At 46.0% G+C, this 23,651-nt stretch carries 18 protein-coding genes and 1 pseudogene; 6 read left to right on the top strand and 13 right to left on the bottom strand.

The window, feature by feature from the left end; genetic code table 11:
- The first annotated feature begins 63 nt into the window (after positions 1-63).
- Together ade and ACMA1I_RS06825 are read left to right on the top strand one after the other, a co-directional pair.
- Positions 64-1,692 (top strand): adenine deaminase, encoded by a 1,629-nt coding sequence (gene ade, locus ACMA1I_RS06830; protein ID WP_337067549.1) that lies wholly within the window; start codon positions 64-66, stop codon positions 1,690-1,692.
- Positions 1,693-1,798: 106 nt separating this feature from the next.
- Complete coding sequence (locus ACMA1I_RS06825; protein WP_337067548.1) at positions 1,799-2,644, top strand: sulfite exporter TauE/SafE family protein; 846 nt, start codon at positions 1,799-1,801, stop codon at positions 2,642-2,644.
- 128 nt (positions 2,645-2,772) lie between these two features.
- Here the strand turns inward: ACMA1I_RS06825 and ACMA1I_RS06820 are convergent, their stop codons facing one another.
- From ACMA1I_RS06820 to ACMA1I_RS06810, 3 genes and pseudogenes are all read right to left on the bottom strand, one after another.
- Complete coding sequence (locus ACMA1I_RS06820) at positions 2,773-3,213, bottom strand: response regulator (RefSeq protein ID WP_337067547.1); 441 nt, start codon at positions 3,211-3,213, stop codon at positions 2,773-2,775.
- Positions 3,214-3,785: 572 nt separating this feature from the next.
- A pseudogene (locus ACMA1I_RS06815) lies at positions 3,786-4,766 on the bottom strand (PLP-dependent cysteine synthase family protein); the annotation flags it as partial.
- Positions 4,729-5,118, bottom strand: a complete 390-nt coding sequence (locus ACMA1I_RS06810; protein WP_337067546.1) for a hypothetical protein — start codon at positions 5,116-5,118, stop codon at positions 4,729-4,731. The pseudogene ACMA1I_RS06815 and the gene ACMA1I_RS06810, both read right to left, overlap by 38 nt.
- 76 nt (positions 5,119-5,194) lie before the next feature.
- Here ACMA1I_RS06810 and sucD point away from each other — a divergent pair, with 76 nt between their 5' ends.
- Positions 5,195-6,085: a succinate--CoA ligase subunit alpha gene (gene sucD, locus ACMA1I_RS06805; protein WP_337067545.1), complete on the top strand. Its 891-nt coding sequence runs from the start codon at positions 5,195-5,197 to the stop codon at positions 6,083-6,085.
- A 260-nt stretch (positions 6,086-6,345) separates the two neighbouring features.
- Here sucD and ACMA1I_RS06800 read toward each other — a convergent pair whose 3' ends face one another.
- Positions 6,346-7,341 carry a T9SS type A sorting domain-containing protein gene (locus tag ACMA1I_RS06800; RefSeq protein ID WP_337067544.1) on the bottom strand — a complete coding sequence of 332 codons (996 nt, stop codon included), beginning with the start codon at positions 7,339-7,341 and terminating at the stop codon, positions 6,346-6,348.
- A gap of 338 nt (positions 7,342-7,679) precedes the next feature.
- Between ACMA1I_RS06800 and ACMA1I_RS06795 the strand changes: the two genes are divergently transcribed.
- Positions 7,680-8,096, top strand: a complete 417-nt coding sequence (locus ACMA1I_RS06795) for a BrxA/BrxB family bacilliredoxin (RefSeq protein ID WP_337067710.1) — start codon at positions 7,680-7,682, stop codon at positions 8,094-8,096.
- Between the two features lie 198 nt (positions 8,097-8,294).
- Here ACMA1I_RS06795 and purD read toward each other — a convergent pair whose 3' ends face one another.
- Together purD and recQ are read right to left on the bottom strand one after the other, a co-directional pair.
- On the bottom strand, positions 8,295-9,590 hold the full coding sequence (gene purD / locus ACMA1I_RS06790; protein WP_337067543.1) for a phosphoribosylamine--glycine ligase: 1,296 nt from the start codon (positions 9,588-9,590) through the stop codon (positions 8,295-8,297).
- A 210-nt stretch (positions 9,591-9,800) separates the two neighbouring features.
- On the bottom strand, positions 9,801-11,981 hold the full coding sequence (recQ, locus tag ACMA1I_RS06785; protein ID WP_337067542.1) for a DNA helicase RecQ: 2,181 nt from the start codon (positions 11,979-11,981) through the stop codon (positions 9,801-9,803).
- A 64-nt stretch (positions 11,982-12,045) separates the two neighbouring features.
- On the opposite strand from recQ, the gene ACMA1I_RS06780 reads away from it, so the two are divergent.
- Entirely contained in the window at positions 12,046-13,017 is a 972-nt protein-coding gene (locus ACMA1I_RS06780; RefSeq protein WP_337067541.1) for a KpsF/GutQ family sugar-phosphate isomerase, read from the top strand.
- A 2-nt stretch (positions 13,018-13,019) separates the two neighbouring features.
- Positions 13,020-14,096, top strand: coding sequence for a mannose-1-phosphate guanylyltransferase (locus ACMA1I_RS06775; protein WP_337067540.1), 1,077 nt, complete (start codon positions 13,020-13,022; stop codon positions 14,094-14,096).
- Between the two features lie 157 nt (positions 14,097-14,253).
- Here ACMA1I_RS06775 and rlmB read toward each other — a convergent pair whose 3' ends face one another.
- From rlmB to ACMA1I_RS06740, 7 genes are all read right to left on the bottom strand, one after another.
- Positions 14,254-15,099 (bottom strand): 23S rRNA (guanosine(2251)-2'-O)-methyltransferase RlmB, encoded by an 846-nt coding sequence (rlmB, locus tag ACMA1I_RS06770; RefSeq protein ID WP_337067539.1) that lies wholly within the window; start codon positions 15,097-15,099, stop codon positions 14,254-14,256.
- Complete coding sequence (locus ACMA1I_RS06765; protein ID WP_337067538.1) at positions 15,069-16,325, bottom strand: GWxTD domain-containing protein; 1,257 nt, start codon at positions 16,323-16,325, stop codon at positions 15,069-15,071. The genes rlmB and ACMA1I_RS06765 overlap by 31 nt, the downstream gene beginning before the upstream one ends.
- A gap of 88 nt (positions 16,326-16,413) precedes the next feature.
- Positions 16,414-19,368, bottom strand: a complete 2,955-nt coding sequence (locus ACMA1I_RS06760; RefSeq protein ID WP_337067537.1) for a DUF2723 domain-containing protein — start codon at positions 19,366-19,368, stop codon at positions 16,414-16,416.
- A gap of 125 nt (positions 19,369-19,493) precedes the next feature.
- Entirely contained in the window at positions 19,494-20,099 is a 606-nt protein-coding gene (locus ACMA1I_RS06755) for a T9SS type A sorting domain-containing protein (RefSeq protein WP_337067536.1), read from the bottom strand.
- 737 nt (positions 20,100-20,836) lie between these two features.
- On the bottom strand, positions 20,837-22,156 hold the full coding sequence (locus ACMA1I_RS06750; RefSeq protein ID WP_337067535.1) for an AarF/ABC1/UbiB kinase family protein: 1,320 nt from the start codon (positions 22,154-22,156) through the stop codon (positions 20,837-20,839).
- 6 nt (positions 22,157-22,162) lie between these two features.
- A complete protein-coding gene (locus ACMA1I_RS06745; protein ID WP_337067534.1) occupies positions 22,163-22,828 on the bottom strand; it encodes a TetR family transcriptional regulator C-terminal domain-containing protein in 666 nt (221 codons plus the stop codon).
- A 99-nt stretch (positions 22,829-22,927) separates the two neighbouring features.
- The gene (locus ACMA1I_RS06740; protein ID WP_337067533.1) at positions 22,928-23,563 is read right to left on the bottom strand and encodes a Pr6Pr family membrane protein; all 636 of its coding nucleotides are present in this window, start codon (positions 23,561-23,563) and stop codon (positions 22,928-22,930) included.
- Between the last annotated feature and the right edge of the window lie 88 nt (positions 23,564-23,651).

The raw sequence follows: 23,651 nt of genomic DNA, 5'->3' as shown, positions 1-23,651 counted from the left end.
TAAAGTAAATTACGGGTTTAAGACCTACCTCACGTCATTTTATCACATTACCCTTTTTCGACCATGCAAACAAACTTTTCGGTTAGCGGACGCATTATTGACCTGCACCAGCAGGAAATTTACGAAGGCACGGTTCATGTTGCTAACGGCCTGATCCAAAAAATAGTTCGTGAAGCCACTGCTGCCACACAATATATACTGCCGGGCTTTGTAGATGCCCACGTACACGTAGAGAGCTCTATGCTGGTACCCTCGGAGTTTGCCCGCCTGGCCGTGGTGCATGGCACCGTGGCTACCGTATCGGACCCGCATGAAATCGGGAATGTACTGGGTGTAAAGGGGGTAGAATATATGATTGAGAACGGAAGGAAAGTACCTTTTAAGTTCTATTTTGGCGCTCCATCCTGTGTACCGGCCACGCCTTTCGAAACAGCCGGAGCCGAAATATCCGCTGCCGACATAGAAGCCCTCTTTAAGCGTGACGAAATAAAATACCTGGCCGAAATGATGAACTGGCCCGGAGTATTGAACCGCGATACTTCCGTGATGGAGAAAATTGCCCTTGCCCACCAATACGGCAAAGCGGTAGACGGCCATGCACCTGGCCTGCGCGGGGAACAGGCGCGGCAGTATGCTGAAGCAGGTATCAGCACCGACCACGAATGCTTTACCGCTGAAGAGGCCCTCGACAAGCTGGCTGTCGGCATGAAAATTCTGATAAGAGAGGGCAGTGCAGCTAAAAACTTTGAGGCCCTTATTCCGCTGCTCGCCGACTACTCCGACCGCATTATGTTCTGCTCCGACGATAAACACCCCGACAACCTGGTAGAAGGGCACCTGAACCTCCTCGTGAAACGGGCGCTGGCCAAAGGACACAATTTGTTCCACGTGCTACACGCTGCCTGCCTTAACCCTGTGCACCATTACAAACTGGAAGTAGGCCTGCTGCGCCAGCAGGATCCGGCCGACTTTATTATGGTAGATAACCTAGAGGATTTTAACGTAACAGCCACCTACATAAATGGAAATCTGGTAGCGGAACAGGGACAAACTAAAATTGAGTTTAGCACCAGCGAAGAAATCAACAACTTCAATACTGAACTCAAAACGCCCGAACAGTTTGCGATAGCTGCTGCCTCGCGTATTAGGGTAATAGAGGCTTTTGACGGGCAACTGATTACGAAAGAAAGCTGGGCCGAACCAAAAATAAATAATGGAAACATTGTTTCAGACACTGAACAGGACGTACTGAAGCTGACAGTGGTGAACCGCTACCAGAACACGGAGCCTGCCGTGGCCTTTATCAAAAACACGGGCCTGAAACGAGGTGCGCTAGCCTCATCTGTAGGCCACGACTCGCATAACATTATAGCCGTAGGTGTAGACGACGAAAGCATTTGCCGCGCCGTAAACCTGGTGATTCAGGCCAAAGGAGGTGTTGCTGCCATAGATGGTGCTAAAGAGCAATTATTGCCCTTGCCTGTGGCAGGCATTATGTCGGCAGAAAACGGTTATGAGGTGGCCGAGGCTTATGCAGCCATAGACCAGATGAGCAAAGACATGGGCAGCCAGTTAGCTTCCCCGTTCATGACCTTATCGTTTATGGCACTGCTGGTGATTCCCTCTCTGAAATTAAGCGACAAAGGCCTGTTTAATGGCGACAGGTTTGAGTTTGTGAAGGTATCTGAATGAGCTAATAAAGTGTGGTTGAATGGATATTAAGTTAACATTATAATATCATGCACTCAACCACTCATTCAGTCATTCTCAATTCTTTTAAGCACTGGCGCAGCAACAGATGGAGGTTTTCTTTATTTTTCTTATTGGAATTCTGGTAAGTGGGTTCGGCACGATCATCGGGTTTGGCGGTGGCGTGTTTATGGTGCCGGTGCTGATCATCTTTTTTGGCTACAACATCGAAATTGCCATTGGCTCTACCATGTCGGCCCTTGTGCCGGCTTCCATTATTGCCTCGGTTTTTAACCTCCGCGACAAAAGCATCGATTACCTGGTGGGCACACTTATTCAGCTTCCGGCTGTGGCAGGTACCGTGCTGGGAGCCTTTCTGGTGGCTGCCCTGCCGGTGTTTCAGCTGCAGTTTATATTTTCGGTATTTGTAACGATTATCGGTGTGCTTCTGCTCTGTAGCAAGCGCCTACAGGAGCCACCCAAGCACTCTGGCCTGATGTACCACATCAGAAGTGCACCCACTTCTTTTATCCGGAAGAACAGAGTTAAAAAAATGGCTTATCGCCTGAATGTAGGGTTGGTGGCAATCTTCGGGTTTATATCCGGCGTAGTGGCTGGGTTGTTCGGCATTGGAGGTGGGTTTCTGCAAACTCCCATCATGATAAAGTTGTTCCGGATGCCCTACCAGGTCGCAACCGCTACGTCGCTTTTTATTCTGGTCATTACCAGTTTTACTGGCTTTGTCAGCCATTACCTGATTGGTAACATCTTCTGGAGCCGCAGTTTGCCAATAATTGCCGGTTTTGCTGTTGGAGCCATCGGCGGAAACATTATTAAGCAGAGGTATCCACCCAAAAACCATATAGATAAGCTCATAGCACTCGGGCTGCTGCTGGCGGGCATCGGGGTAATGCTTCACCTGGCGGTTAAGTCAAGCTTTGGGTTTTCGTTTTGAGTTACCCGCCGGAGCAGCTGCGCTATGGCAACCGGAACCAATTCTGCTAATGAAAATGGCCTTCCGGAGGCATATTTAGATCCGATGGCCTAAGCCTACCTAGTACTTTGTTTGCTACTCCGATTTAACTACTCTTCAGTAGAAGGCTCTTCTTTAAAGTATTTGTCAAAGAGCATGTTCACCTTTTCTACGGTTAAAGGCTTGGTAAGGTACTCGGCGGCGTAATTGGTAGAACTGGCTGTGTCATGCGGGTGGGTAGAGGTGGTGAGCACTGTCATCACAATTCTGCTCCGGAAGCTTTCATCCAGGCGCTCGTAGAGTTCCAGCATCTCAAAACCATCCATTACCGGCATGTTGATATCCAGGAAAATAAGCTCCGGCTCAAAATAGTTTGCGTTGGAGACATCGTAATTGTGGTTACTCACATTGTACAGATAATCAAATGCCTGTTTCCCGTTCACGAATGTTCGGATTTGATCAGACACCTGCATTCGCTCCAGCAGTCGCTGGTTTAGGAAATTGGTTGTATCATCGTCATCGATAAGTAAAATACCTGATAATTTTCTCATAGTAACTATTAAAATCGAGCCCTCGCTATTTCCCTAAGAAAATAAAGTTTAAAGATTGTACCTCTCCTAACTTTTGAGGCTACGTCTATTTGCCCCTTGTAGTTATCCACAATTTGTTTAAACATGCAAATCTCAATTCGATTCCCTTTACATGCTCATCCAATCGCCTCAAAAAGGTGCAACAGCTTATATTTTTTCCCGGGTCGCCCCGCTCTCATGCCATTGTCCTTCAAAAGCAAAACTAAACAATCTTCATTAACTTCAGTAGTAAAATTAACAATCGGCCCATCGAAAGCCTTGTGCGTTAAGACGCTGAAAAGGAAATTATAAAATAAACTCTGAAAGTCTTTCCTTTTTATAGCTCCCATATTGCCTGCTGTAAAGTCTGCGGATGTTAAGGCTCCGGGTTACAAAATAATATCAGCCGCACGTTCTTTCAGCAGTTTTGTAAAAGCTCATAGCCAATATCGGCCTACAGCTCCAGTAAAATAACAGGGGCAATGTAAGATAATTAAAAAAGCCTGAAAATAAGTTTCAGGCTTTCAAATAGATAGCAGAATCGAACAGGCTTAATCAATGTATCCTTTAGATCGCATCCAGTCGTCGTTGTAAATTTTGGCCAGGTAACGGGTGCCATGGTCTGGCAGCAGCACCACCATAGTATCTTTTTCAGTGAGATGCTCACGGGCATACTCCAAAGCGCCATGTACCGCCGATCCTGATGACCAGCCAACAAAAAGTCCTTCTTCGCGGGCCAGGCGGCGTGTCATTACAGCACCGTCTTTGTCAGAGACTTTAATAAAAGTATCGATCAGGTCAAAATCCACGTTTTTGGGCAGAATATCTTCGCCTATGCCTTCTGTAGCATAAGGGTAAATTTCTTTTTCATCAAAAATGCCGGTCTCTTTGTATTTTTTAAAAACTGAGCCATACGTATCGATGCCAACAGTTACCAAAGCTGGGTTCTTTTCCTTCAGGTACTTAGAGATACCAGACACTGTGCCACCTGTTCCCACTCCGGTTGCAAAGTAGGTAATTTCACCGCTTGTCTGGTCCCATATCTCCGGCCCGGTAGTGGCATAATGTGCCGCTGTATTGGACAGGTTGTCGTATTGGTTCGGGTAAAAAGAATTCGGAATTTCTTTGTTCAGGCGCTTGGCTACAGAATAGTACGACTCCGGATCGTCGGGTGTAACATCGGTAGGGCACACAATTACGTCGGCCCCCATGGCCTTGAGAATGTTTATTTTTTCCTGCCCTTGTTTATCAGACAGCGTAAATATGCATTTATACCCTTTGGCTACAGCTGCCAGTGCCAGCCCCATGCCTGTGTTACCGGAGGTTCCTTCTATTATTGTGCCTCCTGGCTTGAGAATACCTGCCTTTTCGGCATCCTCAATCATTCTAATGGCCATGCGGTCTTTTACAGAATTGCCGGGGTTCATGTACTCTACCTTGGCAAGTATAGTGGCCTTTATGCCAGCGGTAACGTTGTTCAGTTTAACTAATGGAGTGTTACCTATTGCCTCGGTTATATGATTCAGATACTTCATGTAAGGTAGTTTTGTATGTTGATGTAAAGGTAATAGTTTGATCTTGAATTATTAGACTTATGCCCTGCTTCCGGCCCTGCCTTGGCATGTAAAGAGTTAAGCCTGCCTCTGTATAAAGCAAAAACGGTGCTGGAAGGGCATTTTGATTTAAATAATTTAAAGCCAGTGACAGCGCCTGTCTGGTCAAATTATTCAAATCAAAATGTCCTTCCGGAGCTAAAAAGGTATTAATAAGGGCTTGGCCCTTTTTGTGTTCCCGGTGCCTGGCCCATATGGCTCCACTGTAAGAACGGGCCTCGCAGTAAGTGAGTTCCGGTGCCTGAAGGGATTTAGGATCAAGTATTTTTTGCATGGCCCATAAAAAAGGCTATTTTTGCACATCGCTTATTAGTCAGATCGTCTATACATCAATTAATTAAGATACACACATGAGTGTTTTAGTAAATAAAGATTCCAAAGTGATTGTGCAGGGCTTCACTGGCTCGGAAGGATCATTCCACGCACAGCAAATGATAGAGTATGGCACTAACGTAGTTGGTGGTGTAACTCCGGGCAAAGGTGGTTCTTCGCACCTCGACCGACCAGTTTTTAACACTGTAGCAGATGCTGTAAAGCAAACAGGCGCTAACGTTTCTATCATTTTTGTGCCACCGGCTTTTGCTGCTGATGCCATTATGGAAGCTGCTGATGCTGGCATAGCGGTAATTGTTGCCATTACAGAAGGTATTCCGGTTAAAGACATGGTAGCTGCTAAAAACTACCTGAAAAACAAAGCCGTTACCTTAATTGGTCCTAACTGCCCGGGTGTAATTACGCCAGGTGAGGCTAAAGTAGGCATTATGCCGGGCTTCGTGTTTAAGCCAGGCCGCATCGGAATCGTGTCTAAGTCTGGTACTTTAACGTACGAGGCCGCTGACCAGATTGTAAAAGCAGGCCTTGGTATTTCAACTGCTATTGGTATTGGTGGTGACCCGATTATCGGAACGCCAACTAAAAACGCAGTAGAATTACTGATGGAAGATCCTGAGACAGATGCGATCGTGATGATTGGTGAGATTGGCGGTAACTATGAGGCCATGGCTTCTAAATACATCCAGGAAACCGGCAACAAGAAACCAGTAGTTGGCTTTATTGCCGGACAAACTGCTCCTGCTGGTCGTCGTATGGGCCATGCTGGTGCCATTGTAGGTGGAGCCGACGATACGGCTGCTGCTAAAATGAAGATCATGCGTGAGTGCGGCATCAATGTAGTAGAGTCTCCGGCCGAAATCGGAGAAGCTATGGTAAAAGCTTTACAAGAAGCTGGCATTACAGCTTAATTAAAGAATATTGCGCTGCATGTTGTAGCGAAATTATAAAACAGAAAAGGCTGCCTCTATAGGCAGCCTTTTCTGTTTTGGCGGCACAAAGGCTATTACGAAAAGCGTACCCTGGAGCACAAGTAAGCCGAAAAGCCTCCGGAAGGCTATTTTTATTAGAAGAATTGCCTTCTCGGCTCATTAAACTTACTTGCGCCTGCAGTTTTAACTTTAATAAAGCAGCCTCTCCCAACACAGCCCTTTGCTGGTGGCCCTCTTTTTTATTGTTTTATAAACTTTCCGGAGGCTACTTGCCTATTGCCCAGGCGTAGCTTGTAAAAATAGACGCCAGCCGGTATGCTCTGCAGTCGGAGCATAAACGCGGAGCCACTACCCGACAGGCGCTGCACAGGCCGCGACAGCACATCCAGGAGCACCAGCTCTGCCTGCTCCTGCCTGGGGTTATTAAAGGTAAACTTTGCCGCGTCTGTGGCAGGGTTCGGATAAAGCTCCACCGTCGTTTTGGCTTTAGCGTCTTCACCAGTTCCCATTACAGTTATATAACACTCCCCGCTTCCTAACTCTCCACTGTATACCCGCTCCTCATCCTTGAAGTGGCATAAGACGTATACCGATGTGTTACCGCCCCGAGAGTAATAATAAGGATAGAAAATGCTGGCCGTTGGCCCGGTTCCCTCAATAAATTCGAAAGGTGCTGGTTCAAGCCTAAGGCATACGGAAGCTGTTATGTCATATTTCCTGAACCGAATATGTTTGAGGCCATCTTCATAATAAACCTTCTCGACCTGAATTTCAACGTCTCCGTCAAATTTACTGGCGAATGCAAACTTGTCTCCCTCTTCGAGCGTCATGTCCATCACCAGCATTTCGTTGTCTTCTACAGGGTCATAAATCCATACTCTACCTGTTATCACGTCCTCCCGTACCAGAAAGTCTTCTTTCTCTATGCCGTGTGGTACATTCGACACACGGGTATACTCCTTCCCATCTTTTACAGCACTGCCAAGTGTTTCTACAGGTACTGTTACAATAATGTCGCAATATCCGAAGGGAATCATGGTCCACTTCGTCGAGTCCTGCCCAAAGATGGATTGATAGGGCTGCTGCTGCTCCTGTGCCTGCACCAGGTTCAGGCTCATTACAAAAGAAAGGAGCAGGAGCAACAGTACTCTTTTACATTTAGCTTGTTTTGAGTTTGTAAGGTATTGGTGGCTCATAATAGATATGGAAGGGCGTGGCCTGAAATCAACAGGCATGAATTTACCTTTTTAAATATACACAACAAACAATATTTAATTTCTATTGAAATGAAAAACAACAACCAAGTTATTTATTCTAAGGTGTGCTGAAGAATATATTTTTATATGATATGCTATTTTAATCTTATTCCCGGCCTTTTGCTGCAGCTCTGGCTTATCCGGAATTTTTATGTTCTTTTAGCTGTTCTGCAGCTAAGCGCACAACCTGTTCTAGCTAAAGCTCTTAACAAATTGTTTATAACGGTGACCCGGAATTCGTGCAAGCATTATTAGGGATTATTTGCTACTTTTGTAGCGACAAATATTAAATACTTTAAACTGTTGATTTTATGGGAATGTATCCTGAATATATGGTAGCCCCTATCCGCGAGGATCTTACTTCTGCCGGATTTGAGCAACTCATGACTGCCGAAGAAGTAGAACAAGTATTAGGGACTGATAGCGGCACTGTGTTAGTAGCCGTTAACTCTGTATGTGGTTGTGCAGCTGCCAAGGCCCGCCCTGCTTTAAAAATGGCCGTAGCTGCCAGCGATAAACGCCCCGCCAAACTGGTTACAGTGTTTGCCGGCATGGAACAAGATGCCGTGGCCAAAGCACGTGAGCACATGCTGCCTTACCCTCCATCTTCACCTTCAATTGCCCTGTTTAAGAACGGAGAGTTGGTGCACATGATAGAGCGTTACCACATTGAGGGCAACGAGCTGCACCGCATCGTAGACAACCTTAAAGGAGCCTTCGAAGCATATTGCTAGTTTGTGGAATGACTCAATGATTGATTGAGGGATTGAATAAGTTTATTTCTCTAAAAAGCTATAGATCCTCATCCATCTTTTACTTCAAAACGACAAAGGCCGGTGTTAGCACCGGCCTTTGTCGTTTTGAAGTAAGTATCAAATGCTTTGATTTAAAAGTTTCGTGTTCTGGTACCTTCTGTCTCTTACGACTTTATTTTACCTTATTACGCTACTTGGTTTTAAATCGAATCCTATGTCGTGGCGGTAGTAGCGATCTTGCCATGTAATGCTCTCGGCAGCGGCGTTGGCCTTAGCAAGTGCTTCATCCATGGTATCGGCCAGGGCAGTAACGGCTATTACGCGGCCTCCGTTGTTAGTAAGCTTGTCGCCTAACTTTTTAGTACCGGCATGAAACACCATTACATCTTCTGCAACGTTTTCGATACCGGTAATCTCTTTGCCTTTCTCAAAGCCTTCTGGGTAACCACCAGAAACAAGGAACACAGTAGCTGCTGTGCGCGGATCAATCTCCAGATTAAAGCTGCCCAGTCTGTGCTCGTGCAGCGCGCAGAACATATCAAACAAATCTGACTTTATGCGAGGCAGAATTGCTTCCGTTTCTGGGTCACCAAGGCGCACGTTGTACTCAATTACGTAAGGCTCACCATTTACATTCATTAAGCCGATAAACAGGAAGCCTGTGTACGGAATGTTCTCCTTTTGAAGACCGGAAAGCGTAGGATTAATAACTTTATCTTTAACTTTCTGCATAAACACCTCGTCTGCAAACGGCACCGGCGAAATAGCGCCCATACCTCCTGTATTCAGTCCGGTGTCTCCCTCTCCTATGCGTTTGTAGTCTTTTGCCTCTGGAAGCAGTATATATTCTTTTCCATCTGTCAAAATAAACACAGACACTTCAATACCTACCAGAAACTCTTCTATCACTACTTTGCTGCTGGCATTGCCAAAGCGCTTGTTCTTCAATAGGTCTTCCAATGCATCCAGTGCATCGTCAAAGGTCTGCGCTATAATTACTCCTTTGCCTGCAGCAAGGCCATCAGCCTTTATAACTACCGGGTACGAATGGTTGCGCAGGTATTCTACAGCCTCACGGTAGGTATCTTCGGTAAAGGCTTCGTAGCGCGCCGTAGGAATATTATTCTTCTCCAGAAACATTTTACAGAAATCCTTGCTGCCTTCCAGCATGGCGCCAGCTTTGCGTGGCCCAATAATCAGGATGTGCTTCAGGTATTCGGTGCTCTGGAAATAGTCGTGTATGCCTTCTACAAGAGCATTTTCGTGGCCCACAACAATCATCATGACGTTAAAATCGGTGGCAAACTTGGCAACTTCCTCAAAGTTATGCGTGTCTACGCAGGCAGTAGTACCAAACTTTTCGGTACCGGCATTTCCTGGTGCCACAAACACTTTTTCACAATACTGACTTTGGCTTAATTTCCAGGCAATAGCGTGCTCACGGGCACCAGATCCAATAATTAATACATTCATGGCTTGATTGCTGATTACTATTTTAAAATACTATTGTCTGCGCAAGACAATAGCACAAAGTTAACTATTTATTACGGCCGATGCCCTACAAGTTGCCTATTATCCTGCTCTCAGGTGCGGCATAAGTCTTATATTAGCAGCTTCCTGCCGATCAGAAACAAAAGGAGGCTGTGTACATACAGCCTCCTTTTGTGCAGATAATGAATTTACTTAGTTTGCATACTCAGAAAGGAACTTGATACGCATCAGGCGCAGGTCCTCTTCGGTATAGTCATCGGTACCCAATTCTTTTAGAGCATCGTTTATGTTATCGGTTTTCGCCTGCAAAAAGTACTCATACACCTCCTCCTGGCGCTCCTCATCGAGTAGGTTATTGATGTAGTAGTTCAGGTTTAATTTAGTGCCTGAGTAACAAATGTGCTCAATCTCCTCTATCAGTTCCTGCATGGTCAGGTCCTTGGAGCTGGCAATCTCCTCCAGGTCTACTTTCTTATCTATCTGCTGAATGATGTAGATCTTGATCTTTGACTTGTTAACAGTAGTCTTCACTACCACGTCAGAAGCCGTTACAATGTCGTTTTCTTCTACGTATTTGCTAATTAGGTCGAGGAAAGGCTTGCCGAACTTCTGCACTTTGCCCATGCCCACGCCACCGATCTGTGCCAGTTCTTCGCGGTTGGTAGGGTACGTGGTAGCCATCTCTTTCAGCGAAGGGTCCTGGAATAGTACATAAGGTGGCAGGTCTTTCTCTTTTGCCAGCTTTTTGCGCAAGTTCTTCAGCAGATCGAACAACACTTCGTCATGACCTGCGGCTGCCTGGGTTTCTTCTTTCTCTTCGTCCTCTTTCACTTCCTGCTCGTAGTTATGGTCCTTGGTAAGCTGAATGGGATGTGGGTTTTGAATAAAGTCATGTCCTTTCTGCGTCATTTTTACTACACCGAAGTTTTCAATATCTTTCTCTAAATACTCAGACAACAGCACCTGGCGCAACACGGAGCTCCAAAACTGGGCATCCTGATCCTTACCTTTGCCAAATACCTCCAATTTATCGTGGTCGTAGCTGGTGGTATACTGGTTTCGTAAGCCGGTTATTACTGCCGTAATATGATCTATACCAAAGCGCTCCTCTGTCAGGTAAACGGCTTTAAGAGCCAACTGCACTTCTTCCTGTGCCTCAAAACGTGGTTTCGGGTGCAGGCAGTTATCGCAGAAGCCACAATCTTTTTCGTATGCCTCGCCAAAGTAGTGTAGCAACTGCTTCCGACGACAAACAGCTGAGTCGGCGTATGCGGCCATTTCCTGCAGCAAAAGCTTTGAGTTATCGCGCTCGGTTACGGGTTTATCTTTATTAAACTTTTCGAGTTTTAAAATATCATCGTAGCTATAGAACATCAGGCAATTACCTTCCATACCGTCACGACCGGCACGTCCGGTTTCCTGGTAATATCCTTCTATAGACTTTGGCGTGTCGTAATGAATCACAAACCTAACATCTGGCTTGTCTATACCCATACCAAAGGCAATGGTGGCTACAATTACGTCTGCTTCTTCGTTCAGGAAGGCATCCTGGTTCGCCATCCGTACATTAGAGTCAAGGCCGGCATGGTAAGGCAGGGCCTTCACATCGTTAACACGCAACAGCTCAGCAATTTCCTCCACCTTCTTACGGCTTAAGCAATATACGATCCCGCTTTTTCCCTTGTTTCTCTTCACGTATTGTATAAGCTGCTTCTTGGTATTGTGCTTAGGCCGCACCTCATAGTAAAGGTTAGTGCGGTTAAAGGAGGATTTAAACACTGAGGCTTCGTCCATTTGCAGGTTACGCTGTATGTCGAGCTGCACTTTAGGCGTGGCAGTGGCCGTAAGGGCAATTACCGGCAAGTCGCCAATCTGGTCGATAATGCCCCGGATGCGGCGGTATTCCGGCCTGAAATCGTGGCCCCACTCCGAAATACAATGCGCTTCGTCAATGGCTACAAAGGTAATCTGGGCACTGCGCAGAAATTCAATGGTTTCCTCTTTGGTAAGCGACTCCGGTGCCACATACAATAGCTTTACCTCCCCTGCCAGTGTTTCTTTTTTCACTCTGTTAATCTCTGATTTAGAGAGCGTAGAGTTCAGGAAATGGGCATTTACGCCAAAAGCATTAAGCTGGTCCACCTGATTTTTCATCAGGGCAATGAGGGGAGAAATAACGATGGCAGTTCCCGGAAGTGACAAAGCAGGCAGTTGATAACACAACGACTTGCCTGCACCTGTGGGCATAATTACAAATGTATTCTTACGGTTGATAATATTGTTTATTATCAGCTCCTGATTACCTCTGAATTGATTATACCCAAAAACTTCCTTTAATTTGTTTTTGAGGTTTACCTCTTGTTTAATTGACATGTACCCTGGCGAAAAATGAATATTTACAACGTATCCTTTAAGGAGACCTTAACACAAATTTAAATTGAATCTCAATAATAACATCATTTTATCTGCAAAAAAAGTCTTACATGCAGAAGCCGGTGCAATCGCTCAATTAGTGGATTTTATCGACGAATCTTTCGTAAAATGCGTTGAAGCTATTTTGCAGATAAAAGGCCGGGTAGTGGTAACAGGCATTGGTAAGAGTGCCCATATTGCCACCAAAATAGTGGCTACTCTAAATTCTACCGGTACGCCTGCCCTTTTTATGCACGCTGCCGATGCCATTCACGGCGACCTGGGCATGATTCAGTCAGAGGACTTTGTGATCTGCATCTCTAAAAGCGGCAATACCCCCGAAATAAAAGTACTGGTGCCCCTGCTAAAAAGGAAAGGCTCTCAGCTGGCCGCCCTGGTATCCGATACCGGCTCCTACCTGGCCCTGAATGCTAACTTTATACTGAAAGCCCACGTAGAGCGGGAAGCCTGCCCTTTTAACCTGGCACCCACCACCAGCACCACAGCGGCACTTGCCCTGGGCGATGCCCTGGCGGTATGCCTGCTGGAGGCCCGTGGTTTTAGCAGTGCAGATTTTGCCACACTGCATCCCGGAGGCTCACTTGGTAAAAGGCTCTATCTTAAAGTTGGCGATATTTATGTTCATAATCAAGCCCCTAAGGTACACCAGCAGGCTTCTCTCAAAGAAATAATCATTGAGATATCGTCTAAAAGGCTTGGAGCCACGGCCGTGGTAACCGCCGGTACCGATAAGCTGGTAGGCATTATAACGGATGGTGATTTGCGCCGTATGCTCAACAACTTCGACTCCATAGAAGGTATACACGCAGCTGATATTATGACTCCGGCCCCCCGAACTATTGAGCCGGAGCAGTATGCGGCAGAGGCGATGGCTATTATGCAGGAGAAGAATATAACACAATTAGTTGTAACTATCGAAGATAAATTCGTAGGTTTCGTCCACCTACACGATCTGTTAAAAGAAGGACTTGTATAATTATGGATAACAACACCTTTGTAGTCATTATGGCTGGTGGCATTGGGAGCCGGTTCTGGCCGTTCAGCAGAACAAACTACCCCAAACAATTTCATGATGTTTTAGGAACAGGCGAGAGCATGCTCCAAATGACGGCAAGGCGTTTTAAAGACATATGCCCTCCAGAAAACATTTTTATAGTCACCAACAAAGACTATGAGGCGCTTGTGAAAGAGCAGCTTCCACAGCTAACAGATAATCAGATATTGCTGGAGCCGGTAGGTCGCAACACGGCACCCTGCATTGCCTATGCTTCACACAAGATTGCACTCCTGAACCCCGAAGCAAACCTGGTGGTAACGCCCTCTGATCATGTTATTTTAAAAGAAGATGTGTTTACCAGCGTGGTGAAAGAAGGCTTACAGGCAGCCGCAAAAGACGATATACTTATTACGCTGGGCATACAGCCGAGCCGCCCCGACACAGGTTATGGTTACATTCAGTACATCGACAACGAGAGCACCGGCATTAAGAAGGTAAAAACCTTTACCGAAAAGCCTAACCTGGAACTAGCACAAATGTTCCTCGATAGCGGCGATTTTGTATGGAACGCCGGCATCTTTATCTGGAGCGCCAGAAGTATTTTGAATGCTTTCAGGCAGCACCTTTCGGAAATTACAGAGGTGTTTGACGAAGGTAATAACGTGCTAAACACTGCAGAAGAAAACAATTTTATTGCCAGAGCTTATTCTCAGTGCCGCAACATCTCGATAGATTATGGCATTATGGAGAAAGTAGACAATGTGTACGTACTGTTGGCCGACATCGGCTGGTCTGACCTGGGCACCTGGAACTCGCTGTACACCATAGGCGAGAAAGAAAAAGACGGCAATGTAATAGATGGAGACGTGTTGCTATACAATACCAAAGACTGTATCATAAAAACGCCGAAAGAGCGACTAGTGGTGGTGCAGGGTCTTGAGAATTATATTGTAGCTGAATACGACAATGTGCTTATGATCTGCCGTAAAGACGAAGAGCAAAAAGTAAAGGAATTTATGGCTGATGCCAAAGCCAAAAGAGGCCCCGAGTATATTTAAACCCTCCTCCAATCTTTCAACAAAAAAGCCTCTGCAGATAGCATTCTGCAGAGGCTTTTTTATATATACGCTCCTTATTGATTAGAAGCAATTATTCGAATGAAAATGGTCTCCCGGAGGCTATTCGATGCCTTATGGGCTTAGGGTCTGTCCCTAATTATCGAGGCTCAAAAGTATTCAGGTTGGAGTAACCAGATTCGCGAAGGCGGTGACTCATTACTTCATACAAAATTATACCTGTAGCAACCGATACGTTTAAAGACCCGATTTGCCCGATTAGCGGAATGCGGAGTTTTGCATCGGCACGTTTCAAATACTCCGGCGATATACCGTCTTCTTCGCTCCCCATTATAATGGCGGTAGGCACAGTAAAATCAACCTGGCTGTCGGGCAGCATCACGTCTGTTTTCTCGGTACAGGCCACAAGTTGTATTCCGGAGTTTTTAAGGTAATCCAGGGCTTCTTTCAGGTTGGGCTCGCGGCAGACTGGCACCAGGTGCAGCGCACCGGCAGAGGTTTTAATGGCATCGGCGTTTACCTGCGCACCACCCCGGCTCGGAATTACAATAGCATCTACACCCATACACTCAGCGTTTCGGGCAATAGAGCCAAAATTACGCACATCTGTTACGCGGTCCAGAATGAGCAGGAGCGGGTTCTTTCCTTTTTCGTACAGAGAGGTTACAATCTCTGCTAAAGGCAAATAGGTAATAGCCGAAATATAGGCAACGGCACCCTGGTGGTTCTTGCGTGTAAGTTTATTCAGTTTCTCTATTGGCACAACGGCCACTGGAACATCTGCTTTTTTGGCTAGCTCCAGTATCTCATCCGTCATCGGGTTTCTGGCGCTCTTCTGAAGAAAAATTTTCTCCATTACTTTTCCAGCAAGCATGGCTTCGATAATAGGCCTGAGCCCGAAAATCATTTCCATCTTGTCTTCCTTGGGCGCTCTGGAGCTGCCGTATCGGGGGTTTACATATTCTCTGTTATTCCTGCTCTCCATTTTGAAACTGTGCTGTACCAGTTCTCCTCGTATTCGCGGCGCCGTATCAGCTCGTAGTAATTGTTGGTAAAGTTATTCTCTTTTTTATTAAAAACGAACTTTATATAAGGTGTAGAGGCCGACTCACGATAAATCCAGGCTTCTGTGTTGCCTACACGGCTAACATTATTCGGCCTTCCATAGATAATAAATACCATACCTCTGTCGCTGGCCCAGCCTTCTTTGTGGCTGGTAAAACGGCGGTTAGCCTCTTCTACACGCGTATAAAAAGTTCTGATGAGCTGGCGGGCATTTTCTTTATCGCGTGCCACCTTCAGCCAGAAATCGTCTATGGCAGCCTTTGGGTCTTTAGCTTTCATAATCATTTCTCGTTCCTCAGAAGTAGTGAGGTAGATGAGAGGTGGCAGCATCTCTTTTGCCATGGTTATCTGAGGAAAAGCGCCCTCCTGCACCAGCAGTCCCACGGAAGCCCCTCTCCTATTGTCTAACAAATATAGACCGGGGTTCTGAAATCGGATGGTGTCGCCCACGCTAAAAGCAGCAGTATCGGAGGGTTGCAAGGCACTAATTGGTGGTGGCTGCCTGGTAGACATAGGTGGCAGGGCAGGCATAGCATTGTTGTTATAGGCATGTACCTGCAGGGTACTGTCTGGGCCAAAGTACTGCACCTGCAGCGGCTCGCCCACTTTTAGGTAAGACCGGAACAAAGGCGTGTTGGCATTGCCCTGCAACAGCATAAAATCTTTTCGAAGCAAATCGGGTTGCAGGGGCATCACATAAAAAGAGGAAGTGGATCCTTGTGTTCCTGTCTTCTGCCAAAGGCGCATCTGCAGAATATTTGGAGCAACTACATACCTGCTCGGCACTTTAAATCTTACAAGCAGGCTACCATCTGTATTGGTCGCCTGCTGCCCTGCCACCTGTATGGAGTCGCGCAAAAGTACAGCATCGCGCTCAGTAGCACCAGGCCTTACGGAGTACTCAAACCGAGACGCCACACGCTGCATATTCAGCACCTGGTGGGCATCGTTAAATTTCACGAACAGGAAGAGTGTATCGTTGGCTGTATAATGGTCGTACTCCATGGCAACGTGTGGAGCCACATTTCTGGCAGGAGCCGATGCCCGCATAGGAGCACCACCCGTCATCTGTTCCATAGGCACGCTGGTACCGCAGCCAGCCAGCACAAAACAAAACAAAAGTGAAAGAAAGGTTACAATTTTCATCAAAAACAAGTTATGAATACAACCCATAAAATCAAAGAGCCAGCTACTGCATAGTCTGGCTCTTTTACTCTTTAATTCACTACTTTGTTTAACGGCGCATGCGCTGCAGGTATTGCATAAATGATTGCTGCAGCTCCACGGCCCTTTCCTGCATGCCCATTTCCTGGGCCGCCGCTATGGTTTGTTGCATCATGAGCATGTTGGTCTGGATTTCCATTTCAAACAAAGAACCTTTCTCAAAAAAATAATCCAGATTCTCCTGCGATGATTTCACGATGCCTTCCAGAAGCTGTTTGGCACGCTCCTCCTCACCTAGCTCCGCCAGCAACGGAATAAAATTAGGCGTGTAGTAATCATAAGGAACCGTTTCGAAAGGCATTACTTTAAAGCAGTGATCTATAATTTCTTTTGCGCGAACATTGTCGCCAGCTGCCAGGTAGGCTTCTGCCAGCTTGCTGAACTTGTCGCGGGCATTGGCCGAGAACCGGTAGTAGTTGTCGTCGTAGTAAATATCCTTGCGGTCGAAGTTCCTGAAGTTGTACTTCTTCATCATGTTTTCATACATCACTTCTTTGTGTATGTTACTGATTTCTTCTTCCTGAGAGAATTTAACAGGCACAATGCGGTGCGCCAGGCCTTCGAGCTGAAAGTACTCCGACAGCCCCATAAAATCGGCACTGTTTACAGTAGTAGAGAAATAAATTGGTCTTTCCCAGTTGGCGTTAGCCAGCAGGTCCAGAATAATCAGGTGTTTCTTCTCCAGTAGCGACTGCGAAAGGCGCCACTGCATACGGTCAGTGATGTTTTCCTGCTTTTCAGCCGGCACAAAACCCAGCCGCTGCACATGGGCTTTATCTACATTAAGGAAGAAGTTCTTGGTTGGGAAGGTCAGCAGCGTTGTGCCGGAGCCATACTGCGCCTGCAGAGCCGGATGGTTCTGTTTTACAAGACCAATGAACTGCTTCAGATCCATACCTGCCGCTACTTGTGCCTTTTCGGCATACGGCAGGTAGTCGTTTGTACCTTGCTGGTAATTTTCTTTTTCGAGTATTACAGGCCATGGCTCCGATTTATAAGCCTGCCGACGCATCTGGTCTATGTACCAGTCGGTGTTCAGGTAGCTTAGCACGGCTACGCGCACGTCGGTTCGGTAACCTTCTACCTCCTGTGCATACCACAGCGGGAAGGTATCATTATCGCCGTTGGTAAACAGAATGGCGTTTGGAGCACACGAATCAAGCAGGTTTTTGGCTGAATCCACGGAGTGGTAACGGTCGGAACGGTCGTGATCGTCCCAGCCCTCAGCGGCCAGTATAATGGGAGCGGCAAGGCAAATGGCGGTAGCCACTCCTGCTCTGGCTGTATTGTTTTTCAGCACCGTTTTCAGCAGATCGGCAAGCCCAAGCACACCCAGGCCTATCCAGATAGAGAAGGCATAGAACGAGCCGGCAAAGGTGTAGTCACGCTCCCTTGGTTCGAGCGGAGGCTGGTTCAGGTACAAGGCTATGGCAATGCCGGTAAAGAAGAACAGCAGGCCAACAACAAAGGCATCCTGTTCTTTTTTGCGGATCTGGTAAATAAGCCCTAAGATACCTACAAGCAGCGGAAGCATGTAAAAGGCGTTACGGGCTTTGTTGTTGGCCACTTTGGCAGGCAGGTCACCGGTGTTTTTATTAAACCAGAGTACACCCGAGTTCTGCACATCGCCTTCACGACCTATAAAATTCCATCCGAAGTAGCGCCAGTACATGTGGCCGAGCTGGTAACGGAATAGGAAACTCAGGTTCTGCCCAAAGCTTGGCATCTGCCCCTCCTGTATGTTTACCCATTTCTTGTACTCCTCCAGGTCCTGCTTTTTATCGCTGTAGATGCGCGGAATCAAAGTCTTGTCTTTGCTATCGTATACATAAGTGAGCTTCTTGCCTGTAACAACATATTTGTTAGCACCTTTTACGTAACGTGGTGCACCCTCCTCCTGGTCTACCGGCTGTGCGTTATACTGCGGACCATAAAGCAGCGGACGATCACCGTACTGCTCACGCTTGAGGTAAGCAACAAAGCTCAAGATGTCCTGTGGGTCATTTTCGTCGATGGTGGGATTGTAACCAGACCTGATCGGGATAATCATGTAAGAAGAATATCCTATCAAAATAAACACAAAGCATAAAATAGCCGTGTTTAGTACTCTGTTGCCTTTGGCGATAGAATAGCGGATACCCCAGATAATGGCCCCTATAAGCAAGATAACAAATACTATGATACCGGAGCCAAACGGCAAACCAAGCGAATTAACAAAGAACACCTCTACGTTACCTGCCAGAGAAGGCAGACCTGGAATTATGCCCCACAGAATAGCAATTACAATGACTGCACTTACCAGAAAAGCGACTACACCTCCCCAAAAGCTAGGCTTGTATAAACGGAAGTAATAGATAAAGGCAAGTGCCGGAATGGTAAGCAGGTTCAGTAAGTGAGCGCCAATGGAAAGCCCGATGAGGTAAGCAATCAAGATAAGCCATTTATCTGATAAAGCCTCCCCTACCTTGTTTTCCCAGCGAAGCATGGCCCAGAACACAATAGCTGTAAAGAAAGACGACATGGCATATACCTCTGCCTCCACAGCCGAAAACCAGGCAGAATCGGTAAAGGTATAGGCAAGAGCTCCAACGGCTCCGCTGCCCATTATAAGCAGCAGATTACCTGTTCCTACTGCTTCGCCTTCTTTAACCAGTATTCTGCGGGCCAGTATGGTTATAGACCAGAAAAGGAAAAGTACGGTAAGAGAGCTGCACAAGGCTGAGAGTAGGTTTACCCACCAGGCCACCTGCGTTACATCGCTGGCGAAAAGCGAGAACATACGGCCGATCAGCAGGTAAAAGGGGGCACCGGGCGGGTGTGGCACCAGTAGTTTGTAGGAGCAGGCAATAAATTCACCGGCATCCCAATAGCTTGCTGTTGGTTCCAGCGTCAAAACATAAACTGCAGTCGCAATAAAAAACACGACCCAGCCAACCAGGTTGTTTATCTTCCGATAATCCGTCATAACTAGATTTGAATTCAGCCCCGAAAATAAGAAATAATGCTAAGTGCCCACGCACTTTTATGAATTAATATAAAAAAAGCCGACCTGTAGGGCCGGCTTTTTCTGTAACGAAATGTTCAGTATTTTTATTTTTGAAGGATCAGGCGCTTTGTTTCGACCATTTTGTCGTTCACGAGCAAACTGTAGAAATATACACCAGCCGGAAGACTGGACATATCAACATCCACATCCAGGGTGGAAAGCTCTTTTACGGCTACCACTTTTCCTATCGTATTAGAAATCTTAATCTTATAATGGTAATTATCGTGGCCTACCTGCGATAACGACAGGCGGGTAATGCCTCTTGACGGATTTGGATAAGCATTAATGGTTGGCATTACCTTTTGCTCAGGTCCTGACATGAAACTTGCCATAGTGACAGTCGCGTAAAAGCTTTTGTGCGACTTTGATGACTCGTAGGTATGAAAAGCCGACCCAACAGCAGAAGCATAAATTTTAGAGCAGGTATGGCTATTCTCCTTTATCACGAAAGTCGGTCGTGCATTTTGAGCAGATACGCTCAAGCCTGGTTGCTTTTCTGCAACTTGTTTCCAGTCGGCAGAAGAGCCTTTATAAGTTGGGGCAACGCCCTCTTTGTGATCTCTTAAATAACCACTTGCGTTAACGGCAAAGCCAGCCAGCTGCGACCCAAGTACAGCAACAACAAGAAATATTTTTGTAAAATTCTTCATTTTCATATTCAGAGCCTCATCTTTGAGCTTTTAGCCACGGTTCGATTCAATCAATCAAAGATAGCTAAAATAATAACAATTAAAATGCAGTTTTTTAAATATTTGCCGATAAACTAACAAACAATTGATAATTCCTTTTCTGCATCAGCAAATCATCAACAATTACCTAATAACAAGAATAATGCCTGTTATTACTCCACCGGCCATATCACAAAAAAATAATATAGCTTTTTGACTATTTTAAGGTGAGGCGTAGATCAATAAGTGCCAATCTACTGATTCTCTGCAGCTATCGCTGTTTAACCATCAACATGCCTCCTGTCATGTCCGCCGCATGCTATTGATCCAGCACTGACAGCCACTAACCTCTTTGGCAGACTCCCCACAATTCTTCTAATGAAAAGAGCCTTCCGGAGGCTTTTAAAAGATTTTAGAGACAAGGTTATAGCTGCTAAATTATTCCTGATAAACTGAACTTTCTGGTGCTTAGGTTTTGCCCCTACACTCGCAGGAGCTGCGTACGCTGCCAGGCAGTACTGCTCCATTAATCAGGAATTCAGACATCAAGCCATTTAACAATCAGCAACTACATCAAATTCTGCTAATGAAACAGGCCTTCCGGAGGCCTTGACAGGGCTCAACACCTTAGGGCAAGACATACCTTTTACTGTAGCTATAGAATGCAAGAAGCCGCTTGAATGGCATCAAACGGCTTCTCACTATCTTACCTGTTGCAACTACTTTAGCCAGTCGGGCTTGGTTGTTGTAATGTTTGCCCGCAGTTGGTTAAGCAAGCTGTACAGCCCGAAATATGTTCTGTTTATAAATAGTCCGTGCCGGGAGCCTCTCGCCTGCCTGGAGTTTTTAAACATTTTATCTTTCGATATCCTGTCTCCCATGCTGTAGATCCGATCAAAGTAGGCATCGTTTGCGAAGTTGAATGTCTCCGCATGAAAAGGCTGCCCCAATAGCGAAATCATCTCCTTAAACACGCCTTTAAAATAGGCTTGTTCCGCTGCAGTATCTTGCTCACTTATAAATTCAAGGTCGAAGAAGATCTGGTTCAACTCCTTTTCCTGCATCAGCGCATCCTGCTTAATTAAGGAGAAGTAACCCCGGTAAAAGTCTTCCGGAATAACCTTCACGCATCCGAAATCTATAACGCCCAGCTTTACACCTTCCTGAATAATAAAATTGCCCGGATGCGGATCGGCATGCACCTGCTTGAGATGGTGCACCTGGTGGTGGTAAAAATCCCAGAGAGCTTGCCCTATTTTGTTTCTTTCATCCGGAGTAGGGTTGCTTGCCAGCCATTCTTTCAGGTGCGCGCCCTCCAGCCAATCCATGGTAATAATTCTTTCGCTGCTCAGGCCCGGGTAGTAAGTCGGGAAGCTCAGGTCAGGGATATGGCTGCATGCCCTGGAGATTTCTTCCGACCTGGCTACCTCTAACTGGTAATCAGTCTCTTCCAGCAGCTTCTCCTCTACCTCGCTCATGTAGTGATCCAGTTCCTTGCTGTTCATATTGAGCAGCCGATAAGCAAAGGGTCGCACCATTTTTAAGTCTGAACTCACACTGGCAGCCACACCCGGATATTGTATTTTCACGGCAAATGTTTTACCATCCTTGGTAGCTTTATGTACCTGCCCAATAGAGGCTGCATTTACTGCAGACCTGGTAAACGTATCGAACAGCGCCTCTGGCACCACGCCGAAATACTTCTGAAACGTTCTAACCACCAGGGGGTAAGACAAAGGCGGCGCACTGTACTGAGCCATTATAAACTTATCCTGGTACGCCCTCGGCAAAACGTTCTTGTCCATCGACATCATCTGGGCCACCTTCAGGGCACTGCCTTTGAGTTCACTCAAAGAATCGTAAATATCTGCTGCATTGCTGGTATGCAACTCCTCCTTGCTCAACGATGGGTTCACCATTTTTTGGGCGTAGTGCTTTATGTAGTTGCCCCCTACTTTGGCTCCGGCGCTTATAAACTTAGAAGCTCGTTGCACTTTTGAAGTCGGAATACGCTCCTGTTCTTTCATATGATTGGCCATAGGAGCTTATCTGGATTGGTATAAGAACTTAGCAAAATCGAAGAGAGAGTCTACAGCCGTTTTCCCTATCAAATCAAAAATAAGGTTCACTGATTTTTCGATGGCAGCATCTGTTCTTTCAAACGAGGTAGAGGTATCCTTTAGCCAGAACTGCAAGATGAATAAAGTCTCAGCCCATAAGGCATCGTCGTACTTATCAGAAAGCCCGCGCCTTTCAGCAATCTGTTCACTTTCCTTGCCTTCCAGAATAATTAAATTGGCGAAATCTCTGAATCTATTCCTAAAGCTCCTTAACTCATTTGGCATGGCTCTTTTATAACCCGCCTGCCCCTGGTACAAGGCCAGCAGGTAGCTCCTGTTCTTTCTTAAAACCTCTATCCAGGTAAAATAAAACGAAAGGAGCTTCTCTTTGGCAGAATATCCTCTGTAAACCTCCTGCGCCTCCATCATGGCAATGGTTTGCTCAAAAATCTGCTCCCATACACCTCCTTTCACTCCCTGAAAAGAAGTGTAGTATTGGTAAAATTCCTCTTCTCTTATCTGAAGACTTTGAGCAAATTTATACACAGACACTGGTTCTCTTCCGGTTTCCAGTACATGCTCAATAAAGGCGCGAAGGATTTTGGCTTTTGTATTCTCGGTATTATGATCTGTTACTTCTATTTCTTCCATAACCTGTTAATTGTCTAATTCTTAAACAACGAAAGAAGTACAGAAGTTTTGATAATCAGCAGAATAAATAATAGCCATAAAAAACAGGCAAGCTTTAGCTTAAGGAGTGGCAAAAGGCTTTTCTCTTCTTTGAAGCCGCTTACCAATGGCAACAAAAATGACCGACACCGTTACAAATACCACAAGCAGCAGCACTGCATTAAGGAGGACCTGCTGCAGGCCCAGCTCCGTTACATCCATAAATGGATAAGGATAAAAGCCGGAAAAATGGCCACGGAATAATATAAAGATTAAATAAATGAGCGGGAAGAGTAACCATTTCGGAATCCCCTGCCACTGTATCTGAGACTTTTGTTCATACAGGTACCAGAAAACAACCACCAACAGCGGCGTAACAGAATGGAGCAGTTCGTCCACGACCCTTTGCATCCCTCTTGGCTCCCATGTTTGCCGCAACACCACCTGGTATACAAGCCCTACAATGGCAATGTATACCGTAATGGCCGTTAAGCTACCTGGCTTATCCAACACTGTCTTTTGCTTTTCTTGCCCCCTTACTGCCTGATAACTAAAATAAACAGCCACCAGCAAATTGGTAAGAATGGTGAAAAAACTAAAGAAGCGAACAGTAGACTCCCCTATAGGTGCTATTCTGTTTTCCATCATCAAAACATACTGCACCACTACCGCAAACCAGGCGGTGGCAGCAAAAATCATCGATAGCTTCTGCTTCATTTCATCTTGTTTATCCACTATAAATCAGACACTGTGCAAGCAGGAGTATTTACTGAAACAGAATCTAATCACTAGCGTTTTAACATCT

It is taken from the genome of Pontibacter sp. 13R65, assembly GCF_047525655.1.
Taxonomy (GTDB): Bacteria; Bacteroidota; Bacteroidia; order Cytophagales; family Hymenobacteraceae; genus Pontibacter.
The sequence above is the reverse complement of the archived record's forward strand: the minus strand, read 5'-3'. Positions and strand labels throughout refer to the sequence as shown.